The organism is Prosthecobacter sp. (assembly GCF_034366625.1).
Taxonomy (GTDB): domain Bacteria; phylum Verrucomicrobiota; class Verrucomicrobiia; order Verrucomicrobiales; family Verrucomicrobiaceae; genus Prosthecobacter.
In genome coordinates this window covers 173,334-186,735 of sequence record NZ_JAXMIH010000008.1, presented here as the reverse complement: position 1 = coordinate 186,735, position 13,402 = coordinate 173,334, and the positions used below count along the sequence as shown (strand labels likewise).

General features: G+C 60.0%; 8 protein-coding genes. All 8 read left to right on the top strand.

Annotated features, from left to right (window positions below):
* Positions 1 to 33: 33 nt before the first annotated feature.
* The 8 genes from U1A53_RS09270 (at position 34) to U1A53_RS09235 (ending at position 13,274) form a co-directional block, all read left to right on the top strand.
* A complete protein-coding gene (locus U1A53_RS09270) occupies positions 34 to 4,509 on the top strand; it encodes a PVC-type heme-binding CxxCH protein (RefSeq protein WP_322280379.1) in 4,476 nt (1,491 codons plus the stop codon).
* A 133-nt stretch (positions 4,510 to 4,642) separates the two neighbouring features.
* A complete protein-coding gene (locus U1A53_RS09265; RefSeq protein WP_322280378.1) occupies positions 4,643 to 6,898 on the top strand; it encodes a sialate O-acetylesterase in 2,256 nt (751 codons plus the stop codon).
* Positions 6,899 to 6,908: 10 nt separating this feature from the next.
* Entirely contained in the window at positions 6,909 to 7,682 is a 774-nt protein-coding gene (locus U1A53_RS09260) for an SDR family oxidoreductase (RefSeq protein WP_322280377.1), read from the top strand.
* Positions 7,683 to 7,707: 25 nt separating this feature from the next.
* Positions 7,708 to 10,401 carry a DUF1592 domain-containing protein gene (locus tag U1A53_RS09255; protein WP_322280376.1) on the top strand — a complete coding sequence of 898 codons (2,694 nt, stop codon included), beginning with the start codon at positions 7,708 to 7,710 and terminating at the stop codon, positions 10,399 to 10,401.
* A 35-nt stretch (positions 10,402 to 10,436) separates the two neighbouring features.
* On the top strand, positions 10,437 to 11,369 hold the full coding sequence (locus U1A53_RS09250; RefSeq protein WP_322280375.1) for a GxxExxY protein: 933 nt from the start codon (positions 10,437 to 10,439) through the stop codon (positions 11,367 to 11,369).
* The gene (locus U1A53_RS09245; RefSeq protein WP_322280374.1) at positions 11,308 to 12,594 is read left to right on the top strand and encodes a DUF1552 domain-containing protein; all 1,287 of its coding nucleotides are present in this window, start codon (positions 11,308 to 11,310) and stop codon (positions 12,592 to 12,594) included. Before U1A53_RS09250 ends, U1A53_RS09245 begins: the two co-directional genes overlap by 62 nt.
* Before the next feature lie 57 nt (positions 12,595 to 12,651).
* Positions 12,652 to 12,882, top strand: a complete 231-nt coding sequence (locus U1A53_RS09240; RefSeq protein WP_322280373.1) for a hypothetical protein — start codon at positions 12,652 to 12,654, stop codon at positions 12,880 to 12,882.
* Positions 12,879 to 13,274: a Fic family protein gene (locus U1A53_RS09235; protein WP_322280372.1), complete on the top strand. Its 396-nt coding sequence runs from the start codon at positions 12,879 to 12,881 to the stop codon at positions 13,272 to 13,274. The genes U1A53_RS09240 and U1A53_RS09235 overlap by 4 nt, the downstream gene beginning before the upstream one ends.
* Positions 13,275 to 13,402: the final 128 nt, after the last annotated feature.

Sequence of the window (13,402 nt, the reverse complement as noted above, 5' to 3'; positions counted from 1 at the left end):
GTCCATTCTCCGACTTAGAAGCCTCCCAACCTCATGAAACACATCCTCCTCGTCCTGTTCACCCTCGTTTCGCTCACCAGCGCCGCACCGCTCATCTTTGAAGGCACGGAAGGGCCGGGCAAGGGCAAGCACATCGTCTTTTTGGCGGGAGATCATGAATATCGCTCTGAAGAAACGCTGCCAGCTATCGCGCGCATTTTGGCGAAGCATCATGGCTTCAAATGCACGGTGCTCTTTGACATCGACCCGGATGGCAACATCGCCGCTGGTGAGCCGCAGAACATTCCCGGCATGGAGGCTCTCGACTCCGCCGATCTCGCCGTGGTGTTTCTGCGTTTCCAAGGATTGCCGCCGGAGCAGATGAAGCATCTGGATGCTTACCTGAATCGCGGTGGTCCCGTCATTGGCCTGCGCACGGCCACACATGCCTTCAAAGGCACGCCTGAGCCTTACGCCAAGTATGACTACAACGCCAAGGTCGCGGGTTACGAGTCCGGCTTCGGCCATCAGGTGCTTGGGCAGACGTGGGTGGGGCACTACGGCACGAATCACAAGCAGAGCACGCGCATCGCTATCGTGCCGGACAAGGCCTCGCATCCCATTCTGCGCGGCGTGAAGGACGTTTGGGTACAGGCGGGCGGTTACGTCGGCAAACCGACCTCCGGCGAGATTTTGACGATGGCGCAGCCGCTGAACGGCATGACGCCCGATTCACCTGCTGACACCACGAAGCCACCGATGCCCAGCGAGTGGACGCGCAGCTACAAATCCGCCTCCGGCAAGGAAGGCCGCGTGTTCACGTCGCTGTATGGCACTTCGGAAGACATCACGAACGAAGGTTATCGTCGCCTGCTCGTGAACGGCATCTTCTGGTCGCTTGGGTTGGAAAATAAGATCAAGGCAGACATGAACATCGCCTTCGTCGGTGCGGCGAAACCCAACACCTTTGGCGGTGGTGCGTATGCTCGCGGTATCAAGTCGGAGATGTATGCAGGCTTTGCGAGTCCGATCCCGGCGAACAACAACACGAAGAATCCAGACGCGAAGCCGACGAAGAAGGAAGAAAAGAAAGCCGAGAAGCAGGCTGCTAAAGCAGATGCTTCGGCCAAACCTTCGGTCGCCACAGGCAAACCGGCGCGTTATGTGCGCATTGAGATTCCCGGTGACAAACGCTGCCTGCAAATCGCGGAAATCGAGGTGATGAGCGGCGGCAAGAACATCGCGAAAGGCGGCAAGGCCACGCAATCGACGACGACGAATGGTGGCGATGCGAGCCGGGCGCTGGATGGCGACAAGAGCCCGGCTTGGGGCAAGGGCATGACGCATACGAAGGAAAATCAGCCGAATCCGTGGTGGGAGGTGGATTTGGGCACGGCGCAGGAAGTGGACACGATTTCGCTTTGGAGCCGCGCGAGCTTCTCGGATCGTTTGGGCGACTTCACGCTGCAATTGCTCGATGACGGCCGCAAAGCGGTGTTTGAGGTCAAAAACATCGCAGGACCGGAAGCGCTGACGATTGATGTCAAAGGCGGCGGCAAACTGGCCTACCTCACCTTTGATGGAAAACCGGGTAAACCGGCGGTGAAGGGCAGTAGCGGCGGTGGAGGCAAACCGGCGGTTCCAGAGCCAGCGCTCGTCGAGGTGCCCGCCGACTACAAAGACACGCTGCCCTTCGCTTTCAGCAAAGGCGACACTGTCGCGATCCTCGGCAATGGCCTTCCTGACCGCATGCAGCACGATGGCTGGATGGAGACGGTACTGCAAAGCGCCCTGCCAGAGCAGAACGTGCGCTTCCGCAACATGAGCGCCAGCGGAGACCGCCCGAACTCCTTCCCCCGCAGCGGCGGGCACATGCACATGACGGATTACCTGCGTCATGTGAAGCCGGATGTCGTGTTCGCCTTCTTCGGCTACAACGAGTCCTTCGAGAACAAGCCGGACGACTTCAAAAAGCAGCTCGTGGATTTCGTGAAGTATGTGCGCGGCACAAAGCCCAACGGCAAAACCTTCCCGCGCATCGTGCTCTTCAGCCCCATTGCGCATGAGGACACGAAAAACCCGAACGTCCCGAGCGGTGCGGAGCACAATCCGCAGCTCGAAGCCTACACGAAGGCCACCGAGGCCGCCGCGAAGGAAGCGGGCGTGGGCTTTGTCGATCTCTTCCACCCCTCGCTCGATCTTTTCAAAGCCGCCAAGGAGCCGCTGACGATCAATGGCGTGCATCTCAGCGCCGAGGGCAATCGCCAGCTCGCCGAAGTCATCGCGAAGGCTTTGCTTGGCAAGGAAGTGACCGCGTCCGCGTCGCTCGAAGAACTGCGAGAGGCCGTGATGGAGAAGGACGTGCATTGGAACGCCCGCTACCGTGCCCGCGATGGCAATGACGTGTGGGGTGGCCGCTCGACGCTCGCCTTCACGGATGGCCAAACCAACGCCGTGGTGCTCCAGCATGAGCTGACGATGCTTGATGTCATGACCGGCAATCGCGATGCCAAAGTGTGGGCGCGATCCAAAGGCGGCGACCTCGAAGTCGATGACAGCAACGTGCCGCCACCCGTGCCGGTGATTTCCAATGTCGGTGGCAAATCGAAGTCATCGAGCGCCATGAAGGAAGGCCGCACGGAATACATCAGCGGTCAGGACGCGATCAAGCACATGGCCTTTGATCCGCGCTTTGAAGTGAGCCTGTTTGCCGATGAAGCACAGTTCCCGCAGCTCGTGAATCCCGTGCAAATGCAGGTCGATACCAAAGGCCGCCTCTGGGCCGCCGTGTGGCACACCTACCCGATGTGGGAGCCTCTCAAAGAGATGAAGGACGCCCTCGTCATCTGCCACGACGACAACAAAGACGGCAAAGCGGATCGCATCACCGAGTTTGCCCGCGTGCAGAATCCGCTCGGCTTTGAGTTCTGGAATGGCGGCGTCATCGTCACCTGCGCCCCCGACATCATCTTCCTCAAAGACACCGATGGCGACGATGTGGCCGACGTGCGCACCATCATGCTGCAAGGCGTCGATTTCGCCGACACGCATCACGGCGCGAACAACCTCGTCATGGGCCCCGATGGCGGCATCTACTGGCAGAGCGGCGTCTTTATGGTGCACAATCACGAGCATCCGTGGGGTCCGTCGCTTCAGACCGGCACCAGCGCCATGTATCGCTTCGATCCGCGCCGCTTCACCATCGCGAAGCACGCCGACAACTCGCCAAACCCGCACGGCATCGCCTTCGACACCTGGGGCTATCATTACGCCACCGACGGCACTGGCGGCCGCGCTTACCAAGTGCGCCCCGAGGGCAACGGCTTCAAAATGTATGAGCTTTTGAAGAAGGAAGTGCGCCCCGTCACCGCGAGCGAAGTCGTCAGCAGCACCCACTTCCCCGAAGACATGCAGGGCGACTTCCTCATCTGCAACGTCATCGGCTTCCTCGGCATCAAGCACTACGATCTCGCTCGCGATGGCGACAAAGCCACCGTCTGGGGCGAGCCCGCCGGTGCCGAACTCACCGTCAAAGTCACGCAGGCCGACGGCAGCGTCACCGAGGACAAATCCCGCGGCCTGCTCATGAGCGGCGACAAAAACTTCCGCCCCAGCGATGCCATCTTCGGCGAAGATGGTGCCCTTTATATCGCCGACTGGCACAACGTCATCATCGGCCACATGCAGCACAACGTCCGCGATCCAAATCGCGACCACAAACACGGCCGCATCTACCGCATGACCGCCAAAGGCCGCGACTTGCAGAAGCCCGTCGCCATCGATGGCCAGCCCGTTCCCGCCTTGCTCGGAAACTTGAAGCATCCCGCCGATGGCGTGCGCCATCGCACCCGCGTCGAACTCAGCGAGCGCCCCACCGCCGAGGTCATTGCCGCCACGAAGGAATGGATGAAGCAATTCGACTCCACGAAGAAGGAAGATGCGCATCACCTTCTCGAAGCCCTCTGGCTCCACCAGCAGCACAACGTCCGCGACACCGCGCTGCTCACCAAACTGCAAACCTCACCCGAACTCCACGCCCGCAACGCCGCCAACGTCGTGCAGCAACTTTGGTTCAACGTCGAAGCCAGCACCAAAGGCGGCGTCATCGCCGGAGAAGCCGAGGAGAAAGCCCAGAAGTCCGGCATCCTCAGCGACACCGCCGATCTGACCACCATCCGCATCGCCACCATCCGCGAGCGCCTCATGTATGACGTGAAGGAGCTCAACGTGAAGACCGGGAAGAAGATCAAGCTCACCTTCGCCAACACCGATGTGATGCCGCACAATCTCCTCGTCACCAAGCCCGGCAAAGCCGACGCCGTCATGAACGCCGCCATCGTCATGGGCGCCGCCGGCTTCGAAAAAGGCTTCATCCCACCCGGCGATGACGTTTTGCACCACACCAAGCTGCTGGACATGGGCAAAGAGGAGGTGCTGGAGTTCACCCTCCCCGCCGCAGGCGATTATCCCTTCGTCTGCAGCTTCCCCGGCCACGGCATCATCATGCGCGGGGTGCTGCATGTGAAGTAGCATCGTCTTTCCAAACTGTGGTTATGCCTCAAAGGTCGTGGCGGTGCCGTCAAGCGCTTCGCTTGGTCAAGAAGTCGTCAAGATGGGCCGCCTTGACCTCTTGACCGCCACTTGACCTTCTTGCCCCTTTCCCATGCGACTTCTCAGTCTTCTCCTCGTCCTGCCAGTTCTCGCCGCTGCTGCGGAGATCACCCTCACCTCGCCACTCGATCATCAGGTGATCCAGCGGCATTCGAACACGGAGGGGACGATTTTTATTCGTGGAACGCAAAGCGGGCTCGATGCAGGCAAGACCAAGTTTGAGGCCAAGATCGGCGCAAAGGGCAAGTGGCAGGCTTTGAGTACGCAGATCGAAAAAGAGAACTTTTCGGCACGCGTGACGGCTCCGGTGGGTGGTTGGCATCGGCTTGAGGTGAGGGCGATGCTGGATGGCAAGGCGGTCGCGACGGCGGTGGTGGAGCATGTGGGCATCGGCGAGGTGTTTGTCGTCGCGGGGCAGTCAAACTCGGCGAATCATGGCGAGGAGAAGCAAACGACGCAGTCGCGACACGTGGCGGCCTTTGATGGCACGAAGTGGCAGATCGCCGATGATCCGCAGCCGGGCGCGAGTGGTCGCATGGGCAGCTTCATGCCGGCGCTGGGCGATGCGCTGGTGCAGCGCTTCGACGTGCCGGTGGGCTTCGTCGCCTGCGGGATCGGGGCGACGAGTGTGCGTGAGTGGTTGCCGAAAGGCACGACGTTTCCGAACCCGCCGACGATTGAAAGTCGCGTCACCAAACTGCCAGATGGCCAGTGGGCGAGCAATGGAGTAGCGTATGATGCCTTCATCGCCCGCATGAGGCCGCTGGGCCATAATGGCTTCCGTGCGGTGCTTTGGCATCAGGGCGAGAGCGATGCGAATCAGAAGGACACGACACGCACGCTCGCCGGGAAGCTCTACCGCGAGTATCTGGAGAAAATCATCCGCGATTCACGTCGCGATACCGGCTTTGAGGCTCCGTGGTTCGTTGCGCAGGCCAGCTACCATGTGCCGGGCGATGAAGGCAGCGATGACATCCGCGCCGCGCAGGCCTCCCTATGGAAAGACGGTCTCGCACAGCTCGGACCGGACAGCGATGCGCTGAAGGGGCCACTCCGTGAGCGCAAAGGCCTCGGCGTTCACTTCAGCGGCCCCGGTTTGCGTGAGCATGGGCAGAAGTGGGCGGAGAAAATCACGCCGTGGCTTGATCAACAGCTCTCCGGCACGCGCTATGATTCATCCAAGCTGCCGAAGGGACATGACTACTTCGAGCTGCGCGGTGGATTGGCGAATGCGCATCGGAAGTTCGAGAAGGAGAAGACCGGACGCATCGCCTTCCTCGGCGGATCGATCACCGCAGGCGGTGGCTGGCGGGATCATGTGATGAAGTATTTCCAGGCGAAGTTTCCGCACACGAAGTTCGAGTTCATCGCGGCGGGCATCGGTTCGATGGGCTCCGTGCCGCATGCGTTTCGACTGGAGCGCGATGTGTTGTCGAAAGGCCCCGTCGATCTGCTCTTTGTCGAAGCGGCGGTGAATGACAGCTCGAACATCCCCGATCATCCTGAGCAGATGCTGCGTGGCATGGAGGGCGTGGTGCGTCATGCCCGCGAGGCGAATCCTCTCACGGACATCATCCAGATGCACTTTGTCATGCCGCCGCACATGGATGACTATCACAAGGGCAAGGTGCCGGCCTCCATCGCGCAGCATGAGAAGGTGGCCGTGGCGTATGGCAATGCGTCGCTCAATCTCGCGCTCGAAGTCACGGATCGCATCGACGCGGGCGAGTTCACCTGGGACAAGGATTTCAAAGGCCTGCATCCCTCCGCCTTCGGTCATCAGCTCTATGCCAACAGTATCGCTCGCACGCTTGATGCTGCCTTTGCCAAACCGCTGACTGATGCCGCGAAACCTCATGTCATGCCAGCGATGGTCGATGCGCAAAGCTACGCCAAAGGTCGTTTCGGCAACGTCGCCGACGCGAAGATCATCAAGGGCTTCACGCTGGAGCCTGCGTGGAAGCCTGCGGACGGCAAAGGCACACGAGCCGGATTTGTGAACGTGCCTGCGCTCGCCGGCACGGAGCCTGGAGCCGAGTTTGAGTTCAGCTTCACCGGCACCGGCTGCGGACTTTTTATCGCCGCTGGGCCGGACGCGGGACGCATCGAGTTCAGCATCGACGGCGCTGCATTTCGCTCGCTCGAAACCTTCACACACTGGAGTGCGGGACTGCACCTGCCGTGGGCCTTGATTCTCGATGACACACTCAAACCCGGCCCTCACACTGCCAAAGTCCGTATTGCCGCCGATCACGACCCGAAAGGCATCGGCACGGCGCTGCGAGTATTTCATCTGCTGCTGAACTGAGCGCTTATCCATGACTCCCCAATACGCCTGCTACCCTTCTCTCGTTGATCGCACCGTCTTCATCACTGGAGGCGCGGATGGTATTGGAAGCGCTCTGGTAGAACAGTTTGCCAGACAGGGCAGCCGAGTCGCCTTTGTGGATAAAAACGTGGAGTATGCCAAGGCCACGATTCGACGCTGCATCGACGCGGGCGCGGCTCATGCGCCGTTGTTCTATGAGGTGGATCTGCTCGACATCGAAGCACTGAAGGCGGCCTGTGCTGCGGCGATTCGTGATCTCGGCAGCGTGACCGTTTTGGTCAACAACGCGGCCAATGATGACCGCCACGACTGGCAGGACATGACGCCGGAGTATTTCGACAACCGCATCAACACCAACTTACGGCATTACTTCTTCGCCATCCAGGCGCTGGCACCGCAGATGATCACCGCAGCGCATGGATCGGTCATCAACATCGGCTCCAGCAGCTACATGATGCAGGAGGACTTCTTTCCCGGCTACGCCATCGCCAAATCGGCGGTGGAAGGCATCACGCGCACCATGGCTCGCACTTTTGGTCCCCATGGCGTGCGGGTGAATACCGTGCTCCCCGGCTGGGTGCCCACGGAGCGCCAGCTCACGAAATGGTGGTCGCCCGAAGGCGAGGAAGGCACCATGCGTGATCAGGCCATCAAACGCCGCATCATGCCGGATGAGTTTGCTCAAATGGTCCTCTTTCTTGCTGCCGATGATGGCGCTGCCTGCACCGCGCAGCAGTTCATGGTGGACGGTGGCCGTTTCTAGCCCTCATCTCTTGCTGTCTTCACTCATGCGTCTCACCCCTATTTTCACGGCTCTGCTCCTCGCACAACTGACCGCCCATGCCGTCGAAAGCGAGCCGCGCGTCGCCATGCAGGAAAAGCATCGTGCTTTATTCAAGGAGCACTGCATTTCGTGTCACGGGCCGGAGAAGCAGAAGGGGAAGTTCCGCGTGGATGATCTGCCGTTCACGATCACGAATGTCGAAACGGCGGAGAAGTGGCAGAAGGTGCTGAACTCACTGAACTCGGGCGAGATGCCGCCGGAGGATGAGAAACAGCCCGAAGGTGCGGCGAAGGCCGATTTCCTCGATGATCTGGCGAATGTGATGGTCGCGGCGCGACGCAGCCTGGGAGATCAAAATGGTGTGATCACGATGCGGCGGCTGAACCGGCGTGAATACCGGAACACGCTGCACGAATTGCTCGGCGTGGAGATCGATGTGAGTGAGCTGCCGCCGGACACGAGCTCGGGCGGTTTTGACACGGTGGGGGCGAATCTTTTCATGTCGGGCAACCAGTTTGAGCAATACCAGTCGCTGGGACGCGAGGCATTGAATGAAGCGTTTGAAAGGCAGGCGGCGGCTGCGGTCGAGAAGACGAAGCGTTACGAGGCGGAGGCATGGACGCCGATGGTGGCCAAGTATGTGGCGTATCAAATCGACGCGAGGGAACGAGCGCAGAAGTGGGTGAAGGCGATGGAGGAGGCGGTGGCGCGGCCTGAAAACAAGGACATCGTCGCCAAGCTCAAGCTGGAAACCAAAGCGGGCGATTCCAATCTCCGGCGTGAGTGGGCGAAGATCCCGAGCGCGCCCAATCCGCGCACCTTTGGCTTCGACAAGAAAGGCGAAAACGATGCCGACCTGGCCAATGCCGAGCTGAACGCCTCATGGCTGCCTTATCATCAGTCTTATCTCAAGCAACCCGCGCTCGACACGGGTGCTTACCTCGGCACGCAGACCATGCACCCGTCGGTGATCAATCTTAACTACATCGAGTTTCTCGTGCCGTTTGACTGGCCGGTGGGCGAGTACGTCGTGCGCGTGCGTGTGGCGGCGGTCAAGGACGCGCCTCCCGAGCGGCGCTTTCTGGACTTCGGCATCAACGCGCGCGCGTCACGCGTCACGAACACCTGCGAAGTCACTGGCACACTGGACGCGCCGCAGGTGATCGAGTTTCCGCTGACGATGACGCGGGGCAACGGCGTGCGTGAGAACCGCACGCTGTTCATTCGCGAAAAAGGAAGCTGGGACACGAATGAAGAAGGTGGGCGCAAACGCGGCGAAGCGCTGAAGCGCAACGGCATTGGGCCGGAGTTCTCGCTTTGGGTGGACTGGATGGAGATGGAGCGCAAACCAGATGCCGCGAAGCCCAAACCACCGGGCATCGCCGCGCTCGGCATTCCGCTGGATGACAAATCACCCGTTCCCGCGACGCCTGAACTGCGTGCCGCGCTGGAGCGTTTTGCCTTGGAGGCCTTCCGCGGCACAGCGCCGCCTGCGAGCTACATTGATCGGCTGCTCAATCTCTACGAGGTCCGTCGAAAAGCGGGCGACAAGCCCGGCATGGCACTGAAGGAAACGCTGTCGGTTGTCTTGGCGTCGCCGATGTTCATCTACCTTGCTGAACCCTCGGCGGATGAAAAACGCCGTCCGCTGACCAGCGAGGAACTCGCCACACGGCTCGCGTATTTCCTCTGGAGCGCGCCACCAGACGCAGCGCTGCGCGATCTCGCCAAGCGTGGCGAATTGCAGAAGCCCGAGGTGCTCGCAGCGCAGACGGAGCGGCTGCTGAATGATCCGCGTGCGGAGGGATTCACCAAAGCCTTCGTTCATCAATGGCTCGGCATGGACCGCTTCGACTTTTTTGAGGCCAATCTCGCACTGTATCCGCGTTTCGACACCGCCACGAAGGTCGCGGCCAAGGGCGAGGTCTTCGAGACCATCGAGCATGTCCTGCGCCACAACGCGAGCCTGCGCGACCTGTTGAAGTCCGACTATGTGGTGATCAATCGCGTGCTCGCCAGCTACTACGGCATCGCAGGAGTGAAGGGGCACGGTTATGAAAAGGTGTCGCTGCCGAAAGACTCGCCACGCGGTGGTTTGCTCGGCATGGCGGCCATTCACTTCATGGGCGGCAACGGCGAGCACACCAGCCCCGTCGAGCGCGGTGCCTGGGTGCTGCGCAAGCTCCTACACGACCCACCGCCGCCCGCGCCTGCCAATGTGCCGGCGATCACGCGACTCGCGGGCAAGGTGCTCACCACGCACGAGCGCTTGCTCGCCCATCAGGAAGATGCGCAATGCGCGAGCTGCCACCGCAAGATCGATCCCATCGGCTTCGGCCTGGAAAACTTCGATGCCGCCGGTCAGTGGCGCACCGAGGACAGCTACATGGCCATCAACGCCAGCGGCAAGCCCGACCCCAAAACGAAGAAGACCTGGACCATCGAAGCCGCCGCTCAATTTCACAAAGGCCCCAAGTTTGAAGACTACTTCGGCATGCGCGACATCATCGCCAGCAAGTCCGACGCCTTCGCCAAGGGCTTCAGCGAGGCGCTCGTCGAATATGCGCTCGGCAGGCCCCTGGGCTTCCGCGATGAGCCGCTCGTCGCCGATATGATTCAACAAGCAGGCAAGAAAGGCCTCGCAGTGCGCGAGTTCATTCACGCGCTGGTCAGCAGCCAAGAATTTCACACGAAGTGAAGAATGGTTTTCTGAATCTGTGGGACTTCAAAAGAATGATCAAAGACCCCTTCACTCATCAAATCATTGGCCTAGCGATGGAGACGCATCGCGCGCTGGGTCCTGGTTTGGTGGAGGAGTTTTATCATCAGGATTTGGTCGCTCGGCTGAACAAGTCTGGCATTGAGCACCTGTCGAAACCCCGGCGTGATTTGATGTATCGCGGGTTTGTCGCCGACACGTTTGAGGCGGACCTCGTCTTTGAGAGAAGGCTGATCCCAGAACTAAAAGCTCTTCGTGGCGAATTTGCTCCTGAGCATTTCACCCAGCTTCTAAGTTATTCGAAGTTCTGGCGCATTTGTACGGGCCTGTTGATCGACTTTGGCAAGCCCAGCCTGTATCCGAAGCGCGTGATCTACACGTCAAAGACGGGAGTCTTTCCTGATGTGAGGATTCCAAACTTTGTCACGGACCCGGAGCTTGCCAGGGGCCTGGTTCGGATCGCCGACCAATGTCTTGCCGACATCGCGTTTGGCTATCGCGAAACGACCTGGACAGGACTGCTGAGCGCGGCTTTGCGAGCCGAGCAACTTCCCTTCGTAGTGAATCCGGCTGTTTCAGTGCCGGAAGTTGGCACGACTTCGTTGCGTTGTTTTGTCATCAACAATCAAGCAGCCATCACCGTCACTGCCCTGGGTCACGAAGTCACCGCAATAGATCGTGCCTGTCTCCAAACCTACCTGCGTTTGCTTGGACTGCCTTGGGGGATCAGCTTTCATTTCGGCAAATCCAAAGCAGATCTGAAATTTGTATCTGCACCCACTTTAAAGCTGCCCAAATCTTCGATTTCTCCCGCAGATTCAGAAAACCCACAGGTTGAAACTCTTCAGAAGAATAATCTGCGGGACATACCCTCTTCCACTTCCCATGAAAACCCGCCGCCATTTTCTCCAGTCCAGCACCGCGCTCATCGCATTGCCAGCGCTTGAATCTCTCGGCTTTCGTCGCTTTGCCTCGGCGGCGGCTCCGGTGGCACCGCCAAAGCGTCTCATCTTCCTGGGCTTCGGCTGGGGGATCACGACGGAGACTTGGTTTCCTGACATCAAACAACCCGGTGCCGACTACACTTTGCCGGAGGGTCTCAAGCCGCTGGCTCGTCACAAGGCGGACTTCTCCATCGTGCAGGGGCTTTGGAACAAACACTCCAACGAGGGGCATGCGGGCAGCACTTACTGGCTCACGGGCGCGAATCGTTATGCCGAGCCGGGACAGAACTCGCACAACAGCATCTCCGCCGATCAAGTTGCTGCCGCGCAGCTCGGTCTCCACACGCGCTTCGCCTCCATTCAACTCAATGGTAGCGAAAACGCCGAGTCCTCCGGGCATGGACCAGGACTCTCCATGGCATGGAACGTCTCGGGAAAACCCGTTGCTGGAGAAAAAGGGCCGTTGGCGGCCTACCACCGTCTATTCTCCAAAGACACCACGCCCATCGAACAGCAGAAGGCCATGCTCGCGCAGAAGCGCAGCGTGCTCGACACGGTGATGGAGAATGCGAAAACGATGCAGCGTGGTCTTGGCAAAACCGACACCGCCAAGCTCGACGAATACTTCCAGGGCATCCGCGACATCGAGACGCGCCTCGCGAAGGACGAGCAATGGATCGGCGTGCCGCAGCCGAAAGCGCCGCTGGCCGAGCCATCGTCCAGCCTCGCCGGACGCGAGGAGATCAAGATCATGTATGACATCATCCTCGCGGCCATTCAGACCGACAGCACCCGCGTGCTCACCTACCGCCAGCCTGTCAGCACGCTGCTCACCAGCATCGGCATCAAAGTCGCGCCGCACGACATGAGCCACTATCACAGCACCCTCGGCGAAAAGCTCGAGGCCTCCAAACAGCGCGACCTCGCGCAGAGCGACCTCCTCGCCGGACTCATCGACAAACTCAAAGCCACGAAGGAAGCCGACGGCAGTCGGCTCTTCGACCACGTCGCCCTCGCCTACGGCAGCAACCTGCGCACCGAGCACAGCCTCGACAACTGCCCCACCCTCCTCACCGGCGGCGGTGCAGGCATCAAACTCGGCCACAACATCGTCACACCGAAAGACACGCCGCTGTGCAACGCATGGCTCACGATGCTGCATGGCATCGGCGTCAACGTCGAGCGGCATGGCGACAGCTCGGGCGTGCTGAAGGAGATCGTGGCGTGAGGCCGCCGAGATGGAATGCGGCTTTGACAAATCAGCATGTAATACATAGTTTAACCCATGCTCAAGACCATCTCCAAAATCGGCAATTCCCAAGGCATCATCTTTGATTCCGCGCTCCTTCAACTCGCCCGGCTCAAGGTTGGTGACGAGGTGAATGTGGAAGTGCATGCCGGTGGGACGATCACCATCGCGCCGATGGCTCCGACGGTCATTGAGGCTTCGAAAGCCGCTGAAACGGCCAAACGACTCATCAAGAAGAACAGCGAACTCTTCCGCCGTCTCTCATGAGCGCACCATTGCTGCATCCGACCATTGATGCAGTGCTCGCGGTTCATGCCGAGGTACTCGCCGCGCATGGTGGCAGTCCGGGGCTTCGTTCGCGGGAACTGCTCGAATCCGCCGTAGCGGCTCCACAGGCGACCATGATGGGCGTGCCGATGCTCTCTGATCCCATCGAGATCGCTGCCGCATATCTCTTCTACCTTTGCAGCAACCACGCTTTCGTGGATGGCAATAAGCGAGTCGCGCTGGCCACCTGCCTGGTGTTCTTGAGCGAAAATGGTCTCCTCAAAAACGAGGAACTGGACGCGGATGCTTGGGAAAGCCTCACGCTCGCTGTCGCTGCGGGTGCTTTGAGCCGGGATGAAGTCACGAAGAGGCTGCGAAAGCTGGTGGCTTGAGGTTAGTATTCGGGGCATTCCTGCCCCGCTACCCCGAATCGGGCCAGGAATGGCCCTATTACTGAAAAAGACGCGTCTCGCATTTTTCTTGTCCGGTTCCGGCTTCTGGTGCGGTATATCGGTCCCTT

What these genes read in the sequence shown, in the direction of transcription:
- U1A53_RS09255 (WP_322280376.1), top strand. Translation starts at nt 7,708, where the DNA reads ATGCGTCTCACCCCTATTTTCACGGCTCTGCTCCTCGCACAACTGACC.
- U1A53_RS09240 (WP_322280373.1), top strand. Translation starts at nt 12,652, where the DNA reads ATGCTCAAGACCATCTCCAAAATCGGCAATTCCCAAGGCATCATCTTT.
- U1A53_RS09260 (WP_322280377.1), top strand. Translation starts at nt 6,909, where the DNA reads ATGACTCCCCAATACGCCTGCTACCCTTCTCTCGTTGATCGCACCGTC.
- U1A53_RS09265 (WP_322280378.1), top strand. Translation starts at nt 4,643, where the DNA reads ATGCGACTTCTCAGTCTTCTCCTCGTCCTGCCAGTTCTCGCCGCTGCT.
- U1A53_RS09235 (WP_322280372.1), top strand. Translation starts at nt 12,879, where the DNA reads ATGAGCGCACCATTGCTGCATCCGACCATTGATGCAGTGCTCGCGGTT.
- U1A53_RS09270 (WP_322280379.1), top strand. Translation starts at nt 34, where the DNA reads ATGAAACACATCCTCCTCGTCCTGTTCACCCTCGTTTCGCTCACCAGC.
- U1A53_RS09250 (WP_322280375.1), top strand. Translation starts at nt 10,437, where the DNA reads ATGATCAAAGACCCCTTCACTCATCAAATCATTGGCCTAGCGATGGAG.
- U1A53_RS09245 (WP_322280374.1), top strand. Translation starts at nt 11,308, where the DNA reads ATGAAAACCCGCCGCCATTTTCTCCAGTCCAGCACCGCGCTCATCGCA.